This window comes from Thermogemmatispora aurantia, assembly GCF_008974285.1.
GTDB lineage: Bacteria > Chloroflexota > Ktedonobacteria > Ktedonobacterales > Ktedonobacteraceae > Thermogemmatispora > Thermogemmatispora aurantia.
The window spans coordinates 1,121,212-1,139,240 of record NZ_BKZV01000001.1 but is presented as its reverse complement, the minus strand read 5'-3'; the positions used below and the strand labels follow the sequence as shown (position 1 = coordinate 1,139,240).

9 protein-coding genes are annotated in these 18,029 nt (G+C 59.9%); 5 read left to right on the top strand and 4 right to left on the bottom strand.

Going from position 1 to position 18,029, the window contains the following annotated elements:
- Nucleotides 1–141 precede the first annotated feature (141 nt).
- The gene (locus tag KTAU_RS04450) at nucleotides 142–1,719 is read left to right on the top strand and encodes a protein kinase domain-containing protein (RefSeq protein WP_151727206.1); all 1,578 of its coding nucleotides are present in this window, start codon (nucleotides 142–144) and stop codon (nucleotides 1,717–1,719) included.
- A gap of 267 nt (nucleotides 1,720–1,986) precedes the next feature.
- Here the strand turns inward: KTAU_RS04450 and KTAU_RS04445 are convergent, their stop codons facing one another.
- The 3 genes from KTAU_RS04445 to KTAU_RS04440 form a co-directional block, all read right to left on the bottom strand.
- Nucleotides 1,987–6,183 (bottom strand): DUF6788 family protein, encoded by a 4,197-nt coding sequence (locus KTAU_RS04445; RefSeq protein ID WP_151727205.1) that lies wholly within the window; start codon nucleotides 6,181–6,183, stop codon nucleotides 1,987–1,989.
- A gap of 1,579 nt (nucleotides 6,184–7,762) precedes the next feature.
- Nucleotides 7,763–7,918, bottom strand: a complete 156-nt coding sequence (locus KTAU_RS21470) for a hypothetical protein (protein ID WP_170293051.1) — start codon at nucleotides 7,916–7,918, stop codon at nucleotides 7,763–7,765.
- A gap of 443 nt (nucleotides 7,919–8,361) precedes the next feature.
- Nucleotides 8,362–12,489, bottom strand: coding sequence for a DUF6788 family protein (locus tag KTAU_RS04440; protein WP_151727204.1), 4,128 nt, complete (start codon nucleotides 12,487–12,489; stop codon nucleotides 8,362–8,364).
- A gap of 933 nt (nucleotides 12,490–13,422) precedes the next feature.
- Here KTAU_RS04440 and KTAU_RS21465 point away from each other — a divergent pair.
- The 4 genes from KTAU_RS21465 (at nucleotide 13,423) to KTAU_RS04425 (ending at nucleotide 16,588) form a co-directional block, all read left to right on the top strand.
- A complete protein-coding gene (locus tag KTAU_RS21465; protein ID WP_170293050.1) occupies nucleotides 13,423–13,587 on the top strand; it encodes a hypothetical protein in 165 nt (54 codons plus the stop codon).
- A 40-nt stretch (nucleotides 13,588–13,627) separates the two neighbouring features.
- Entirely contained in the window at nucleotides 13,628–14,554 is a 927-nt protein-coding gene (locus KTAU_RS04435) for a PP2C family protein-serine/threonine phosphatase (RefSeq protein ID WP_151727203.1), read from the top strand.
- A gap of 76 nt (nucleotides 14,555–14,630) precedes the next feature.
- The gene (locus KTAU_RS04430; protein WP_151727202.1) at nucleotides 14,631–15,674 is read left to right on the top strand and encodes a sigma-70 family RNA polymerase sigma factor; all 1,044 of its coding nucleotides are present in this window, start codon (nucleotides 14,631–14,633) and stop codon (nucleotides 15,672–15,674) included.
- A gap of 500 nt (nucleotides 15,675–16,174) precedes the next feature.
- The gene (locus tag KTAU_RS04425) at nucleotides 16,175–16,588 is read left to right on the top strand and encodes a response regulator (protein WP_151727201.1); all 414 of its coding nucleotides are present in this window, start codon (nucleotides 16,175–16,177) and stop codon (nucleotides 16,586–16,588) included.
- Between the two features lie 143 nt (nucleotides 16,589–16,731).
- Here KTAU_RS04425 and KTAU_RS04420 read toward each other — a convergent pair whose 3' ends face one another.
- Nucleotides 16,732–17,991 (bottom strand): DegT/DnrJ/EryC1/StrS family aminotransferase, encoded by a 1,260-nt coding sequence (locus KTAU_RS04420; RefSeq protein ID WP_151727200.1) that lies wholly within the window; start codon nucleotides 17,989–17,991, stop codon nucleotides 16,732–16,734.
- Nucleotides 17,992–18,029 lie beyond the last annotated feature (38 nt).

Genomic DNA, 18,029 nt, shown 5'->3' with positions numbered 1-18,029 from the left:
TTGCTCAATGGGTGACAGCTGCTAGTAGGCGCCGGCTCTGTGCTGACCATCCTGGCGTTATCCTGGTGATCCACCGCGCGCTGACCGGTAAGCAGGGATGCCGGTCATTCACACTTCCATACATCAGGGGAGGATGATCTTATGCTGTGTCCACGTTGTCACGCTCAGTGGGATGGAGAGAGACGAGCCTGTCTGCGCTGTGGCTTCGTGTTACCTGTGGCCGGTGGGGACGCGGTGGCTCGTCAGGGAGAGCAGGAGCAGCCGCGTTGGTCAGCTGGGGCTGAGGCAAAAACGCCGCACTGGCATGTTCCGCGAGTGACCCCTGTTGCGGGAAGACATGCTGGTAGGCAACAGCCTCCCGTTCCACCAGTATTGGTGAGTGAGGCCCCGCGCTATCAGACGCCAGCTGAGCAGCTACGTCAGCATCGGCCCTGGCAGGCTGCTGGCGGTGATGGGCGCCGGGAACCGACGACGCTTCATGACCAGCGCCGCACGGAGGAACAGCAGTCGGAGCGAGAGCGCCGCGGGATGGGCCGCTCTTCTGCGACGCCGCCGTCGACGGCTGAGGGGCTGCGGCCCCTGCAGGCTGGCGAGCTGCTCCAGGGTGGGCGCTATCGCCTGGCTGAGCGTCAGGGGCGTCATGAGTGGTTGGCGGAGTCTTACGAGGCGTTCTGGTTGGCTCATGATGCCCGTCGAGGCGGGGCGCCGGTCCGCATCTGTGAGTTTGTCCTGCCGCGTGAGGATAGTCGCTTGCGGGGAGCGCTTGTCCGTTCCGCTGCTTCTGCTCTCCACACGGCGGGACGTCATACGCAGATCCCTACGCTGCTCGATGTTTTCTCGGAGGCGGAGCGTGATTTCTTCGTCTTCGAGCATGTTGAAGGGGAGTCCTTGTTGCTCCGTTTGCGTCGACGCGGACGGCCACTCAGTGAGCAGGAGGTGGTCGAGTGCTGCCTGCAAATGGTAGATGTCCTGGAGTTTCTCGCCAGCCAGACTCCCCCGATTGTCCACGGTTTGATCCGACCAGACTACATTATTGCTGGTCGTACCCGTTCTCACTATGTGCTTACGGGCTTCTCGGTGATGCTGGCCTCGGGGGCGACGCAGTTTGTGACTGGTATGGCGCGCTCGCAGCTCTCGCCCTATACCGCTCCTGAGCTGACTCATGGGGTGATCGATAGCCGTATTGATCTGTATGCTTTGTTGGCTACGGCCTACCATCTGGCCACGGGCTGCCCACCGGCAAGGAGTCAGGGCCGGATTCCTCCAGCTCGTCAATTGAATCCAGCTCTCAGTCCAGGTTTCGAGGCCATCTTAGCAAAAGGCCTCTATTCGGGGCAGGGGCTGCGGCCAGATCTCTCGCAGCGCTATCAGCACCCTGCCCAGTTGCGGCAGGCTCTCACCGAGAGGGCAACGCAGTCGGAGACGCCGGCCCCGGTGGCTGAGTCTATCGCGGCGTCTTCGCAGCCTCTAGTCTCTGAGCCACGTCCACCCGCGACCGAGCCACTAGCTGATGCTTCTGAGGACTCTCTTCAAGGGCATCCGCTCTTGCAATCGCTGGCTCCGTCGGATCTGCTCCAGCATGAGGAGTCGCTGCTCCCTGCGCCTGAAGAGCTGCCTCCTCTGCCAGATAGCAATGATTATCAGCGACTGTTGCTCTGGGGGATAACACTTTTTCTCTCGCTTGCCTTGACTATTGCGCTCGCACGTGGCTGGTTCTGATCAGCTCAGCCTGCGGGTGACAGGCGGTTGGAAATGTGGGGCGTTGGGCGAGGCATCTGTCTGGGCTGAGGCGCGCGATCTCCTTACTTGGATGGCGCGAAGGGGGGGTGCCTCTCGGTTGGCTGGTGCTCAAGTGCAAGTCCTGCCAGGCGCAGGTAGCTGGCGAGGGAAAAAGAATAGAAGGAGAAGGCCCGGCTCACAGTTCGGGAGCCGGGCCTTTGCCTTTGTTCTGCTGAGTGGACTTGCTCGTCTGGCCGATGGCTCTGCTCAGAAACGTGGTTCTCCTGATTGGAGTTGAAGGAGGTCAAGAGTGGCTCCGCACTCGCTGAGGATGCCCGTGGCCTCGCGGCGATAGTTGAGGGCCTCGATCTGACGTGTGGGGCTGTGGTGCAGAAGCATCTGGGCATAGGTGGCCAGGGTGCGGGCATAATGCAGTCTCATACCGCGCTCTTGGAAGATGCGCAGGGCCTTCTCAAAGTGTTCTTCGGCGCGGGTGCGGTCCTCAGTGGTTCCCGACTGAGCGGAGATGCGGGCGAGTAAGGCCAGGGCCTCCCCTTGGATGATGGTCATGCTGGTGGTGCGCGCCTGTTCAAGGATGGCCTGAGCCTGGGACTGCGCTCGGCTGACTTCACCTAGCAGGAGGTTGATCTCGGCCAGTGCCAATTTCCCCTGGGCTTCGACATCGGCGGTGATTCCTGATTGGGCTAAGGCGAGCCGTAGTGCTGCTCGCGCTCGTCTCAGCAACTGTTGCCGAAGTTGCTGACCTTTCGCGCGCTGCTCTGATCCTGCCGCGGCCTCTCGGGCGAGGCTGATTTGCAGCAGGCGCGCCTGTCCAAGGCGCAGACGGGCCAGACCGACCAGGGCTGAGCTGATGCAGGGGCTGCTTTTGATGGCCCGCCCGATGGTCAGGGCCTGGTAGAGGACCTGGCCGGCCTCACTTAGCTGCCCTCGGGCTTGCAGGACGCCTGCCAGGTAGCCATTCCAGTAGCTCAAGTAGACCTGATCTTTCCCTTGCTCGCCCTGGGCAATGGCCCGCCTAAGATAGCGCTCAGCATCGTTGAGGTCGCCCGTGCGTTCTGCAAGGATGCCCAGGTTGCTGAAAACGACGGCCATCAGGGGCAGGTCGCCTACTTTGTCGGCCAGCTCCAGCGAGCGACGGCAGTAGGCCAGCGCTTCTTCGTGATCGGCGCGGTGGAGTAGAACATGGCCGATGTTGCAGCAGATGTGGGCGATTTCTCGCTTGTGACCGAGTTCTTCGGCCAGCTGCAGGGCGACGTGTAGGTGATGTAGGGCCTGCTCATGGCGACCGGTGTTGATCTCCAGTGTGCTTAAAAAACGATGTGTACGGGCCAGGCCGATAGGGTCACCGCTGATGAGAGGAGTGGCGGGCCGGGTTTCCGACGCTGCCTGCGATTCTCTGTCTCCACCTGTACGGGCGAGTGGGGCCGTCAGACGGCTGTCACGCTCCTGGGAGCTGCGAGCGGAGAGGGCTTCGAAAAGGCGCAGGGCCTCTTGCCCTTCCTGGCGAGCTTCGGCGTAGCGGCCTTCGTCGTTGTAGATATAGCCTCGTAGATAGCGGAGAGTTGCCCAGGCCATCCCCTCTTCGATGCCCGCTGCGCGTAGCCTGGCTGCGGCCCGATCACAGTAGTCGTGTGCTCGGGCGAAATCGCTCATATAAAACCAGGTTCGGCCAATCTCGGTGAGCAGGCGGGCCTCTAGTTGGGTCTGATAGAGTGGGTCGCTTGCTTTAGGTATTCGGCCTTCCTGTGCAACATCAAAGGCACGCTGATAGAGCTGACAGGCTTCGGCGTAGTGCCCCTGAATGCGGATACATTCGGCCAGTCTCCCCAGGAGATAAGCGCGGCGGTCGTAGGGGAGAGCCTGAGAGCTGCCTGTGGGCGAGTTGGGGCTGCCGAGCTGAGGGAAGTGCTCGACGGCGATCCGGTAGAGGCGGGCCGCTTCAGTGTAGGCGGAGAGCGCGTAGGCCGCTTCTGCTGCCAGCGAGGCATAGTGGATGATCTGCTCGGGCGGGCCGCCGCCAGCAACAAGGTGATAGGTGATCATGGCGGCGCCTTTCTCTTCGTGGCCGGCATAGAGCTGGCGCAGCGTCTCTGCGGCCCGTCGGTGGAGCAGAACGCGCTTCATGCCCGACATGCTCTCGTACAGGTGGCTGGCTAATAAGGGGTGCCAGAAGTGATAGCTGATGTGGCTACCGCTACTGGTCTCGCTGAGAACGCCGGCCTGCAGGGCTTCGTCCAGGAGATCGAGGACGCGCTCCTCGTTGAACGGCTGTGGATCGGCGGCCTCCAGAGCGCACAGGGCGTCGAACTCGAAAGAGCCACCAAGGATGGCAGCATCGTTGAGGAGGCGTCGGCAGTGGCGGCTGAGCCGGTTGAGGCGCATGTCGAGCACTGCGGTGATGGTCTCGGGCAGGCGCTGGAGACCAGCCTGGATGCTGCTCTCCGTAGGAGAGAGCAGCTGCATCTCAATGCTGCGAGCCAGTTCCTCGGCGAAGAAGGGGTTGCCAGCAGCGTGCGACTGGATGAAGCGCTGGGCCGCTGGGGGCATGTGGCTGACGATCTGGGCGATCTGTTCGTCGGTCAGCGGTGGCAGATCGAGGGTGATGACGCCGTGCTCGCGCTGCAGGTGGGCGATAAGTGTCTGGAGCACCGTATTGGCGGCCAGGTCGCTATCGCGGCAGGTGCCGATGAAGAGCACGGGGTAGCCTGCCAGGCGCCGGACCAGATAGCCAAGTAGCTCGCAGCTGCTGGCGTCGGCCCAGTGGAGGTCATCCAGGACGAGCAGGAGGGGGACCTGCCGGCTGACGCGCATGAACAGTTCTTGCAGGGCTTCTTTGAGACGCTGCTGCTCCTGCTCTGGTGGCAGGGGGAATGGTGGCGGCAGTATCTCGTAGAGTTCTGGCAGAATGGCCCCCAGCGGTGCGTAGAGAGCGGGATGCTGTTGAATCTCCTGAGTCAGCCAGATGTCCTGCGCTGTGATGCTCCGCAGTGGCTCGATCCAGAGGCGGTAAGGGATAGCGCTTTCTTGTTCGTAGACGCGGCTCCAGATGACGGTCCAACGGCGTTGCAGGGCTTCGCGACTGAGTTCCTCGGCCAGGCGAGTTTTGCCGAGGCCAGGGGCGGCGACCAGGACAGCATACTGGGGTTGTCGTTGGGTGGCTGGAGGCAAGGTGGCGGCGCTGCCGTTGCGGGTGGAGCTAGGGCCAGTTGTCACAGAGGTCAGCTGCTCTAGTGCGGTGGTGGCAAGTTGCTCTGTGTCGGTCAGTAATTGGCGTAAGACGGCCAGTTCCTGATCGCGCCCGACCAGCGGACTGCGATGGGTGCGCCCGATTGGGGGCGTAGCGGGGGTGGTGGTGAGAGTCTTCTCCTGTGAGGCCGGTGGGAGCGCCGGGTGGCTTGGTTGGGTAGCAAGTGTTGGCCGTGGTCGAGGGAGAGGCTGGTTGGCACAGATAGCCTGGTAGAGGGCCTGGGCTGCGTCAGAGAGGATTGTTTCATGGGTCGAGAGGAATTGCTGGTATAGGCGGATAGCCTCGCTGCGGCGGCGCAGTCCTGCCAGACAGTACATGGTCAGGGCAAGGGCCTCCCCGTCACCGAAATCGCTTGCTAAGAGGCGTTCGAGCAGCGGCAATGCCCCAGTAAAGTTGTCGCGGCTGAGGCGCAGATCGATCAGGGTCAGCAGGGCTTGACGCCAGCGCCAGCGCAGAGCCTCGCGTCGTCTGGTCAACTGGGCGGGATAGGGTGGCGCTGTCCAGCCGGCGAGTAGATCCCCTTTGTAAAGGCGGAGAGCCTCGTCAAGAAGGCTCTCACGCAGTGGCTCGTCGCTGCAGCGCGAGGCGTGATCGAGCAGTTCCTCGAAGGCGTCGGCATCGATCCAGAGGGTTTGCTGTCCGGCAAGGCTGAGTGCCTCTTCGCTCTCCTGGAGAAGCGTAGGGGGCGGAGGAGCGCCAGGTGGGGTCGGCGCTGAGGGCGTGGCAGTGGCGAACCAGTAGCGTAGGTTGGCGGCTGTGCGTTCGAGGCGGCGATTGGCCTCGCCGGGGGGGAGATCAGGCCAGAGGACAGTCAGGACCTGGTGACGTGGAAGCTGACGCTCTGGGCTGGAGATGAGCAGAGCCAGGAGGGCGCGACCGGCAGGCTGGAGAGCAGGGCGTCCGCTTCGTCGGGCGATGCGCTGTTCCTCGGTGGAACGTTCCAGGCGGAAGTTGCCCAGGAGGTAGAGACGTCGCAGCGGAGGCTGGCCTGGCTGACCGGCTATGATCTCTTGTTGTTCGACCTGGGCCAGCGCCTCTGGGGGCAGGCTACGACCAATGTAGGTGCGTGTAGTCTGACCGCCCTCGCTGCGATAGGCGTACCAGTAAGGTCCATGCCCACGCCCCTGGCGACATTTTTTACACTGTGGTTTACCACAGAAACTGTATTGACGATAGTAGGTGACCTTACTGTTCATCGCGCGCACTCCTTGCCTCTACGCAAGCTTGCTATTGGGGAGATGAGTACAGAAGCGGCCAGCAGCCCCGGAGAGTCTGCCAGGAGAGGCCTGGCCTGCGAGCGTTGCACCGTTGCTGATGGCGCGTCTAGGGGCCACTGGGCAGTACGCAGACTCCTTCTCCTGGTGGGGACGAGACAGTGGCTGAGTGGCTGCGCAGGCTCCGGCTGGGCCTGGAGGCATGCTCTTACCCAGGAAGTCCCAGACGCTTTCGTGGGGGGACGGCGGTGGTTGGCAACATGGGGCGGCTGATGTGGCTGGCCGCTTGCTGGCAATGCAAGGCCATCCCCAGCCTGCTCTGCTCTGGCAGAGGAGCGCGTTCTCTTTCCGTGCTCCAGAGCTGGTCTGGCGAGCTGGGCAGGAGAGCGCCGGAGTGCTGCAGGCATCGCGCAACTGTGGCGCTGGTACCTGGTTGGGTCATCTGGCGCCGCCGTTACTACACGCATGCGCTCTGCTGCTCCCTTGTCAACTGGCCTGGCTTACTTGGCATCGGGCACCCTGTGGGGCCATCGCAGGTGTGAAGCGGAGCCGCTGTCTGACCACTGGCCAGGCCGGCCTGTTTCATCTGTCTAGCACACTAAGTCTGCTCGCGGATCTTTGGCTGGACTGCTGTAATCCCGGTGCTGCCGCGGGACAGAGGCTTTGGGAGAGGCTCGATAGGTAGGTCTCTCCCTCCCCTTCTGAATGAATCCCCAGAAGGCCGCACTTTGCAAGGTAGGGAGTAGCTAGTCACAGCTAAGATTACCCGATAAATATCGGTGCTTCAACCTGACCGCCAATTGAGACCGCTGGCAAGCGGCGCGGGAGGTCGATCTCTCTATGCGAGCAACCGGCGTTTCTTATTATAGCTCATGAGGCGCGATCTGTCAGGCAATGCTCACTCCTGGTAGCAAGGAGAGACTGCTCAGGATTGCGGCAGGCTATGGTTGAGATTCAGGGGGATGAAGACGGGTGGTAGTTGAGAGAAGGGGAAGAAGAGACAGAAGGTGGGTCGGTCAGCGCTGTGGCTTCGAGGGGTTCAGATCGGGGGAGGCTGACCGACCCTTTTATCGACAGGCGGGCCAGGCAGGTGCGGCTGGTGCATCAGCGGGCCAGAGCGATACTATGGGAGGTGGCCATAGTTCATGGCCCGCTGGCCGTGGCACCCTGCCGGGGGCCTGAGCTAGCTCGCCGTGTCTGCGATTGTCACGAAGGGTGCGCCGATTAGTCGAAGTGAGACATCAGACGCTTCCTTTCTCAGGGACGTTACTCCGAGAGGGATAAGGTGCGATGGGTTGTGATATCTCGACCGGGTCGCTTCCTCTCCCGCTCAGGCAAGGGTTGTAGTCTGCCCACGATGGGCGGCTGGGTTGACCGCTTGGGCTGGAGCTGCTGGAGCCATGTGCTGGTGGGTCACCATAGCTCGCAGTCGTCACCAGCTCCCCCAGCTCGCTGCCAACCCAGCCGCAGGACCAGCAAGCTACAGGCATAACAGTGTTCGCGTGAATGCTCGCTTGCGGCTGAGCAGCTGGTTCTCTAGCCCAAGAGAGCCAGCTGGCGATTAGGGGCTACCGCCCCACTGGAAGCTGGGAGCGCTCAAGATATGGACGATGGCCTGGTGCTCAATCAGCGCCACCGCGCTCACGGCGGCGGCCACAAGGAGCGCCAGCAGGACGATCAGCGTCACCAATTGCTTCTTGCTGAGAGCGATCTGCATTGTGTTCCTCCTCGGCGGCATGTCAGGTTGACAGGTAAAGAGTACGACTGGTCTTACTGTCTGGATAGGAAAGGCTGAAGCCGACTCCCTACTATGAGATTCTGTCTGATAGATGCTGATCTGGGCTGGCTCACCTCCGACTCCGAGCAGCTAGAGCTTGGGATAAGCTTGGTCACTGGTAAGAGCTATCTTACCTCTTACCGGGTCTGCTCAGTTTTGTCATCAGTATCGTACCCTATCTTGATGGGGTCATGCCTTGAGTTTTCACCTGAGTAGAGGGGCAAATAACATAGCGCCTGGAGGAGGGACCTATCAGAACTTCTGGATGTAACAGGTGCCTTCTATTGCTGTCCACTATTGCAGAGTAAGTATCAAGGAGCCATGGACCTAGTGCAAGGGGTCTGCTTACTTTGATGCTGACACACTAAATTCTACTCTCCAGCCTATCTGAGGTGTTTCAGCAGATAGTGGGATGCCTGATAAGAAAGCATGTCATGGCAATTCTTAAAAATGTTTAGAACATTGTTTAGATTGGGGAAAAATATAGAATTTAGCATATTGCTTTTGCTATATATATTGGATAGCACTGCTATAGTGTATATAGAATAAGCATATTCTAATATGAGCCTCTTCTCATAGAGATTATTTAAGGCTTTGTTGATCTGATTTTCTGCTTGAGTATCCCCCCCTTGTAGCAGAAGGATAGCTCCCTGTAAAAATTGGGCTTTGGCGAACTCGAGAATCACTTCTTGCTCGTTTAACTCCTCCAACAGCTCCTTGACTAGCTTACTGGCCTCCGGAAGCTTACCCAGCAGGAGAAGGACCTGAGTTAATACCAGTTTCCCCTCAATGAGAGTTTCTGATTCAAGTTCCATGACGAGTGCGCGCTCCAGGATCAGTCGTGCTCGCTCGAGGCAATACCTTGGTCTTTCGCCTCTGCTCTCACGGCTGAGAAGCTTATCAGCCTGCGCTGGTTTGTGAGCCAGCTCATACATTGCCTGAGTCAGCCGCATGCTGCCCAGAGCTACGAGTGCAAAGCCGAGACAAGGCGGAAGATTAAGGGAGGCGCCCACGGAGAGAGCCTTTCTAATGCTAAGGGCTGCCTCCTGGCTCTTCATCCGCCTCTGCAAGATCGTAGCTAGAAAGGCGTTCCAAAGGCAGAAATATGTCTTATCGCTGGCTTTATCGGACATCTTCAGGCTTCGCTTAAGCTCTCTCTCGGCTAAGTCCAGATCTCCCAGCCTGGCGGCCAACAGACCCAGGTTGCTGATAATTACGGCCTGCAGCAGGGTATCTCCCAGCCTTTCTGCGTGCATCAGGGCCCGGCGGAAGGCGGCCTGCGCCGCTTGGAATTGGGCTTTGCTCAGATACGTGTGACCGATATTGCAGCAAGCTGCAGCGATATCTCTGTAACGGTTATATTGTTCAAATATAGTAATAGCCATTTTTAGATGATAGAATGCTTCTCTTTTCTTTCCAACGCTATTTAGGATCGTTCCCAGAAGTCGATGAGTAAGAGCTATGTCAATTTGATTTCCCATCAGACTGGTATTGATGTTGGTTTGTCTAAGCGGCTTATCCAAAGGCAGACTGGAATCTGCCTGTTCCAGATTCTGCTCAAACAGCTGCAGGGACCGATTGGCCTCCCGCAGGGCCAGTTGGTAATCTCCCGCTCTCCATGCGATATAACTACGTTCCCGATGAATACTGGCCCAGGCGGGACTCTTCTCGATATGGGCCTGCTGAAGGATCTGCGCGCTGCGCTCACAACAGCTTATGGCCTGTGCACTATTATTCGCATCGTACCAGGTCCAGCCGATCTCGACCCAGATCATCGCCTGATACTGTGCCTCGTAGAGGGCCTCCTCCGGGCTGGCCGGCTGGCGCAGATAGTTGCGCACCTCCAGAAGGCGCTCGTAAAAGTGGCGGGCCTCTTCGGGTCTGCTTTGCATCCGCAGCGAATAGGCCAGCAGCTCGTACAGGTCCGCCAGATGCAGGCGCTCCTCCTGGCTCCAGGAGGCCAGCGGGCGCCCCTGCGCTGCCTGCAGCAGATACTGAATCGCCAGGCGATAATAGTACTCGGCCTCCCCATAGGACGACAGCGCATAGGCATGATCGCCCGCCAGCTCCGCATAACGCCTGATCACCGCCGCCTCGCCGCCGCCCTTCACCAGATGCTGCGTAATCGTCGCCGCCCCCTCTGCCTCGCGCTCCGCATATTTCTGCTGCAGCACCTGTGCCGCCCGTCGATGCAAGCTGGCTCGACGTGCCCCCGACAGCCGCTGATAAAGATGTAAACCGAGCAACGGATGCCAGAAATGGTAACTGATACGCGTCCCTGCCCCCTCCTCTACCAGGACACCCTCACGCAGCGCCTCCTCCAAGAGATCAAGTAATTTCCCTTCATCGATACCGCTGCCGCCCAACTGCTCTAGCTGCAACACCTCCCCAAACTCGAAGGCCCCCTCCAAGACCGAGGCATTGCTCAACAGACGCTGGCAGGCCAAACTCAGACGTTGCAAACGCAGATCAAGCACCGCCGCAATCGTCTCCGGTAGCGGCAGCGCCCGCCCTAGCTCCTGCTTATGATCGCCGCTTCCCTTATCGATCAGCAACTGCTCTACCAGCTCCGGGCCTGCGCCGGCCAGCGTTCGCGCCAGCTCCTCAGCAAAAAACGGATTGCCACCAGCCTGCTTCTGAATATAGTGGACTAGCGGCTCAGGCAAATGCGCTACCAGCGACGCGATCTGCTCCTCGCTCAACGGCTCGATTTCCAGACGCAGCGCCACCTGCTCGCGCTGCAGATGAGGCAGCAGCGTCCGCAGCGGATGCGCCTCCGGCAGCTCCGTATCGCGGTAAGTTGCAATGACCATAATAGCTCGCTGCTGCAAATGGCGCACCAGATAGGCCAGCAGCTCACAGCTACTAGAATCAGCCCAATGCATATCATCCAGCACGATCAACAGAGGCGTACGCTCGCTGATCATCGTCAGCAGATCAAGCGTAGCCTCCCAAAGACGGCGCTGCTCATCCTCGGGCGAAAGGGGATTGGCAAACTCAACATGGGGCAAAGCGTTCAACTCAGGGAGGAGAATACTCAGAGGCTGATAGAGCAGGGGGCGGTGACTGATCTCCTGGATCTGCCAGAAGCCGCGGCTTTGGGCATTGCGCAGTACCTCCGTCCAGGGCCGGTAGGGAACATTGCTTTCCTGCGCGTAGACCCGACTCCAGGCGATCGCCCAACCGTGTTGCTGCGCCTCGCGTCCCACCTCCTCCGCCAGGCGCGTCTTGCCGATTCCCGCTTCGCCAGCCAGCAAGACACACTGTGGTTGGCGAGGCTGATCGAAGGGCGAAATCAGAGCGCGCCGGCGATTGCCCAGACGAACACGGCGCTGCTGCTCACACGTCTGCATCACCGTACGCAGCGTCTCCAACTCCTCCTCGCGGCCCACCAGCGGACTCTGATGCTGGCGTCCGACCTGTACCTGCGAGCGCCCGTCGCGTCCCTCCTGGCTGCGGCCCTCCACATCCAGCAGCGATGTCAGAGGCACTGGTGGCAGCCCCCTGACACTGACTGAGCCACGGCGCACCTCCTCATAGAGCCGGCGCGTCTCAGCCAGCGGGGCTATGTCATGCGCGCGCCGTAGCGCCTCAACCAAGCGGTGGTAGACGCGCATTGCCTCAGCTCGTCGACCCAGCGCCGTCAAAGCGATGATCAAGCGCTGCACAGCGGCCTCATTCGTATCATCTGCCGCCAGCAGACGGTCCATTGGCTCGATCACCGCAGCGTAAGCCTCACGAGCCAGACGCAGATCGGCCAGCTCCAGCAAAGCCCCCATCCAATGGCGGCGCAACATATCGCGGCGCGTCACTACCCACGGCACATCTGCCATCTCCGGTAGCAAATCGTTAGCATAAAGAGCCACCGCCTCCTCAAGCAGATGCTCGCGCTCGGAAGCCGTGCGCTGCTCCTCATGAGCCTGTGTCAGCAAACGCTCGAAGGCATCGCTATCCACCCAGATCTCGTGCTGATCGGCTAGTACCAGTCCCTCATGTTCAGTACGCAGCAAATGAGAAGCCGAAGCCCGAGGAAGCGAAGGCTCCAAAATACGACGCAGCGCATGTACCGTCCGGTCAAGTCGGGCGGCAGCGGTCTCTGGGTCAAGACCTGGCCAGAGCGCTTCCATGATCTGTTCGCGGCCCAGCTTGCGCCCTGGGCTCAGGAGCAAGAGGGCGAAAAGCAGGCGCTGACGCTGGTGATTCCACGGGGCGGCTTCCACAGTCTGCCAGTTGCGTCCAACACGGCGCTCAAGCTCAAAGCGACCGAGCATCGAAACACGGAGCACAGAGGGATCATCGTCCTGGGCGGGCCGCCCGGCAATCCAGGTCTGGATCTGCTCAGGCTGAACATCGGGCGGTAGGGTCTTCCCAATATAGGTACGCGTCGTACGGCCATTCACCGTCTTGTAGGCATACCAGTAGGGGCCATGACCAATGCCCGTGTTGCATTTGTGGCAGCGCGGCTTGCCGCAGAAACTAATTTGTTGATGGTAAGTCACTTTTGTGCTCATATGATGATCCCCTGATGGCGGTTCCAACCTGTCTCAGGACTGTGCTTTGCTGGAGATAGGGATAGGCTGAGCTGCGCAAAAGGAGCTTACTGGGACGCTTCGATTAACTCCCTCATTATAACTTATACCCGATTGTTCGCAAGCTGGCAGCAGGAGCGGGTCAAAAGGATAGCGCCCCTTCCTCGCTCTCTTCACCTGACAACGCTAGCGCTCACGGTGCCTGCTGAGAACAGGCACTGGCGGCGCTGACGCTGCTCACGGCCCTTTTGAATTACATCACGTGCAGAGGAGCAGAGCCTGACACCTACCAACCGGAGACAAGACCACCGCTGAGGGGCGGCCAAGACACCTCAGAGACAAGACCCTGTCTGTATGTAGGACCGGACCCCCGAGACAGGCTTGAGCACAAAGAACCGGCCCCCGGCGACCAGCAGGCAAGGCACACACTCTACGCTTTACATAAGACTGGTATAAGACAAAGCAGGGCAATATCTTCTACTGAAGTCAGTTCCTGTGGCAGCTGCGACCCTCTACCCACCTGCTCGGCAGCAGAAGCCTGCGACACGAATCAAGCTACTCAAGGGTCTGGATTACTCCAGTGCGAGGTATCCATCTTGTGATTCTGGGACGTCTGCCGAGGGAAGTCGCAGCATGTACTCCTTCACTCAGGGACCTCAGCATTCGCCCATTGTGCTGCTCCCCCACAGTTGGCCCTGCTGGCAAAGGCTCAGGGCTGCCGAAGACTTCCTCTCAGGAAGATGGTGAGGAGGTAGGAAAAACTGTCGGTCGGTATACTGCCCAGTGTCAGTGAAATCCTCGTCTGTCCTTGTGTTCTTCTGCGCGCCTGGCGCAGTTAACGAGGGAGGAAGACAGCCCATGTGCGAGAGCGAGGTTGCACGGCTGCGATCGCAGATTGAAAGAGAACTGGAAGCTATGCAACGCGGTCTTTACGGCCTGGCTCTGGGGACCGCCCGCCATGAGTTTATTCGGAGGCGCATGGATTACCTTGGACGCTACCAGCAGCGACTCGCGGGCCAGGTAGGAGAGGAGCAGGCCATACAGCTGGTGTATACCCTCTACGTCCAGGTAGTGGGCTAGCAGGGGCCAAGGCGCACGTGAGGAGGCGGAGACGCTGACTATGAAAGAGCAGCAGCTGCAGTCGGAGTGCGAGACGCCCCTGTTGGCACATCTGCAGGCTCTCCCAGGGTTGGTGAAAAGACAGCTCTCGGGGCGCAGCAGATCCCCTTTGCGTCGCTGGCAGCGCGACCTGCCCCTGCGCCTCGACGTGGGTACAGCCTGGCACCAGGGCGAGGGGCGCAGCCTCGGCCCCAACGGCGATCGCTTGATTGCCCTGCAAGGAAGCTGTATTTGCAGTGAACGCTTGCTACCCTTCGGCCTTTTTGGGGTGGCCGATGGGCTGGGTCTTGGTGATCGCGCCTTCGATTTGGAAGCAAGTAGTCTGGCTATCCAGGCCCTCTTACATTTCGTCCTTCTGGGGCTGGCAGGCTCCCGTCAACTGAGCGAGGAGCTGCTGCCAAAGCTGCTCGTCGAAGGCGTCAGGCGCGCGAACCAGGCTGTCTATCTTCGTAGCATAGAAACATGTGCATACATGGTGACAGCGCTAACAGCTGCCCTCGTTGTCGAACTGACAGCCTATATCGTCAACGTAGGCAACAGTCGGGCCTATCGTTATCGAGAGCGTGAGGGGCTGGTGCAGATCACCCGCGACCATTCCCTGGCTGCGCGCATGGTTGAGACCGGCGTTCTCACCTCAGAAGAAGCCCAGCATCATCCCGAGCGCCGGCAGCTCTACCGCGGACTTGGTAGCAAAGCCACCGTCGACGTCGACTGTTTCAAGCTCGGCCTACAGGTCGATGATCGCTTGCTGCTCTGCTCTGATGGCCTATGGGAGGTTGTCCAGGATGCCCAGCTATTAGAGATCCTCTGCCGGCCCAGCCTCTCCTCAGCTGAAGTCTGCAATCTGTTGGTGACTACGGCGCTCGACAATGGCGGCCTTGACAACATCAGCGCGATTGTGGTGCACGTTGCACCCATAACTGCCTGATTGGAAGCCTAACGATAGTTGTTGATGAAAATCAACAGCATATTTCTTGAAACAGAGAAAAGAGAGGAGTATAGACATGGTCAGTGTTTTGCCTCGGACCACGGCCACCACCTGCGTTGTCATTGGCGCTGGCCCGGCTGATGACGAGGAGCTGCGCTTGCAGCCGCGGCTTATGGAGCGGGCCTTCCTCGATATTACGGATGACAAGACATCCTTGCAACAGGAGCAAGATATTCTCTGCCTGCGCGATTCCCGCCAGATGTACAAGCGCGAGATTGGGCGTACGCGGCAGCTCTCTGCTGAAGAAGTGACAGTCCTTGCGCGGCAGATGGAGCGTGCTCGCGAGGAGCGCAAGAAGGCCCATCCCGATCCCTACATTCTAGCCCAGGGAGAGGAAGCCAAGCGGCAGCTGATCGAATCCAACCTGCGCCTAGTAGTCAGCATTGCGCGTCGGTACGTGGGCCTGGGGATGGACCTGATGGATCTGGTACAAGAAGGCAACATTGGCCTCATCCACGCCATTGAAAAGTTCGACTATCGTCGGGGCTACAAATTTAGCACCTATGCCACCTGGTGGATCAAGCGCGCCATGTCCCATGCCCTGGCCAAGCAGGCCCACACCATTCGCGTGCCCCTCTACAAGCGTGAAGAACTGAAGCGTCTGACTCAGGTACGTCAGCGCTTGCAGCAGGACCTGGAGCGTGATCCCACCACCGAGGACCTGGCGGAGGAGCTGGATCTCTCAGAGAGGCAGGTCATAGCCCTGTTGCAGGCTAGCGAAGAGACTCTCAGCCTTGACTCCCCGGCCACCGGCTCGGAAGATGAGATCCCTTTCAGGGACACCATTGAAGACGACATTGCCTACTCGCCGGAGCAGGTAGTCATTCGCCAGATGCTGGAAACCCATATCAAGGAAGTGCTTCAAAGTCTCAGCCCCAACGAGCGCAGAATCATCTCCTTGCGCTATGGTCTCCAAGGAGCGCGTGAGCACTCCCTCAAGGAGGTGGGGCGCAAGCTGGGGGTCACGCACGAGGCCATCAGGCAGGCCGAGGCCAAAGCCCTGCGCAAACTGGCCGAGCCTTGCCGCAAGCGCATGCTTGAAGAATTCCTTGTTCCCTGACGGAGCAGAACATGATTGGTCGCTGGCGCCTGGGCCAGGAGAACAGACAAACCGCAAGAGCGCTGTCCCTCTCCTGGCCAGGCCGGCCCGGCCAGACCCGTCTCCATCCAATTTCTCCATCCAATTGCCCTGGCCTCTGAGAAAGCAGCCGCAGGACGCTTTCGGCAAGAAAGAAGAGACTGCCGGGGAGAAGAGAAGGAGCTTTGCGTCAGATCAAGATCAAGGTCCAGCCTGGAGTCAATTTACTCGTAGACAGGCCTACCAGCAAGAGGAGGCAGGTATTTCGGCGAAAGCACCCGTGCCCATGCGCAACGAAGGCAAACCATCCTATCGCCTACGGCGGAAAAACCAGAGGCCTTCATCGCCGCTGGCTGACTACCCTCCTAGTCAGATGAAAAAGCAGCAACCACCTGTCAGCATGATTGACTGATGAGGGCCAGATCGCTCAGCTCAAGGCCAGCCAGCGGTTGGACCTCGTTTCCAGGAAGGGGCAGGCCACGATGGGCAAGCTTGTCATGGTGATCGACGACTCATTGCCAGTGCGCAAGATCGTCGAGGTATGTTTGCGACGCCAGGGCATCGATTGTCTGACCTATGCTGATGGCGTCGAGGCCATCAGAACCCTCGCGAAGCAACGCGATCTCCTCCCCGATCTCGTGCTCCTGGACATTGCCTTGCCGCGCCTGAGTGGCTATCGTATTGCACAGATCCTCAAAGCCCGTCACCCTCGGCGCCCAGTCATCGTCATCCTCTCCGGCTACGATGGCGTACTAGACCGCCTCAAGGGGCGTCTGGCGGGAGCCAGCGCCTATCTCACCAAGCCCTTTCGGACCGAAGAGCTGCTGGCGCTCATCAAGACGCACCTGGGTGAGAGCGAAGCCGAGCCGCCTGTTCAGCAGGCCCATCCTGAATAGAATAAAAATCACTGGTGAGAAGGAAGGAGAGAGGTCAGCGCCGGTGGCGAGGAGGAAGAAGAGAGACGGCGGGAGAGGCAGAGCGAAGCTTTGCCACCGGCGCTGGACCCATCCTCTGATGAAGAGGCCTGGCAGGGGGCTGCTTATGGGCAGCGGCTCAACACTTCCTCGATGCGAGCAACTTCCTCCTCTTCAAGCTCGGGATAACAAGGGATGGCCACCAGCAGGCGAGCGGCCTCCCGTGCTCGCTCAGCGGCCACGATACGGCAGGGAAGCAAACCCTGGCGATAGAGTGGCTGGTCTGGCACCACACTGTAGGTATCGGCGACCTGGATACCCGCCGCGCGCAGGCGAGACTCCAGCAGGCGACGGGCTTCCAGCGTGGGCGCTTTGACCATGTAATTAAAGAAAGCATGGGTGCGACCAGGTGCAGTATAGGGGGGCGTGAAGGAGGTGCTGGCCAGAGCAGCGTTATAGCGTGCAGCAATCTGTTGACGACGGCTCACCCAGCTATCGAGATAGCGCAACTGGGCCAGGCACTCTGACGCTGAATACTCATCCATCCGTGCACGGATACCCCAGGTCTGGTGCTCATAGCGGTGCCGACCGAAGCGGCCTGTATTGCGCCAGGCGCGGGCCTCAGCGGTGAGGGCTGGCAGGCGAGAGCCGAGGCGTGTAGTCAGTGTCAGCAGGCCCGCATCATTACCCATCGAGCCAATGTTTTTGACATCGCTCAGCGAAAAGCAGCCGCAGTCGCCCATGCTCCCCGCCTGGTAAATATGGTTCGTCCGGGGATCGCGGTAGGTCGCGCCGTGGGCCTGCGCGGCATCCTCAATGACAAAAAGCTGGTGCTCATCGGCCAGATCGAGCAGGGGGCGCATGTCGGCCATTTGGCCCAGCATATGAACGGCGATGATAACGCGTGTACGCTCGCTCAAAGCTTCCCTGGCGCTGGCCGGATCGATGGTATAGGTTTGAGGATCGATATCGACAAAGACAGGGACCAGCCCGCCTTTGGCTAGCGCACCGCTCTGCGACTCGAAAGCAAAGGCATCGTTGACCGCATATGCGGTCATAATAAACGTATAGGACGGGACAATGACCTCGGTTCCAGGGGGCAGGCGTAGCAGTTCGCAAGCGGCTCGCAAAGCAGAGCTGCCGCTATTGACGGCGATCGCCTCAGCCACCTGAAGATAGGTCTTAAATGCCTCCTCCAGGGCCTGGACACGAGGCCCATTGGTGTGACTGCCGCTCTCAACTGCCTCCTCTACGACCTCGGCCACTTCCTGCTGAAGAGCGTTGAGTCGTTGCAGGAGACGGCGCCCGTTGCCCTGAGCGGGAATCAGTGGCCGGGCCTCGCTCGGGGCAACTGCTGCTGTAGCGTAAGAAGCTGACCGGCTCATAGCTATGCCTCCTTGCTGCGCGGTCTACAATTGAGGCC

Excerpts from the sequence above, each read along its gene's own strand:
- KTAU_RS04450 (WP_151727206.1), top strand. The coding sequence starts at position 142 with ATGCTGTGTCCACGTTGTCACGCTCAGTGGGATGGAGAGAGACGAGCC.
- KTAU_RS04445 (WP_151727205.1), bottom strand. The coding sequence starts at position 6,183 with ATGAACAGTAAGGTCACCTACTATCGTCAATACAGTTTCTGTGGTAAA.
- KTAU_RS21470 (WP_170293051.1), bottom strand. The coding sequence starts at position 7,918 with ATGCAGATCGCTCTCAGCAAGAAGCAATTGGTGACGCTGATCGTCCTG.
- KTAU_RS04440 (WP_151727204.1), bottom strand. The coding sequence starts at position 12,489 with ATGAGCACAAAAGTGACTTACCATCAACAAATTAGTTTCTGCGGCAAG.
- KTAU_RS21465 (WP_170293050.1), top strand. The coding sequence starts at position 13,423 with ATGCAACGCGGTCTTTACGGCCTGGCTCTGGGGACCGCCCGCCATGAG.
- KTAU_RS04435 (WP_151727203.1), top strand. The coding sequence starts at position 13,628 with ATGAAAGAGCAGCAGCTGCAGTCGGAGTGCGAGACGCCCCTGTTGGCA.
- KTAU_RS04430 (WP_151727202.1), top strand. The coding sequence starts at position 14,631 with ATGGTCAGTGTTTTGCCTCGGACCACGGCCACCACCTGCGTTGTCATT.
- KTAU_RS04425 (WP_151727201.1), top strand. The coding sequence starts at position 16,175 with ATGGGCAAGCTTGTCATGGTGATCGACGACTCATTGCCAGTGCGCAAG.
- KTAU_RS04420 (WP_151727200.1), bottom strand. The coding sequence starts at position 17,991 with ATGAGCCGGTCAGCTTCTTACGCTACAGCAGCAGTTGCCCCGAGCGAG.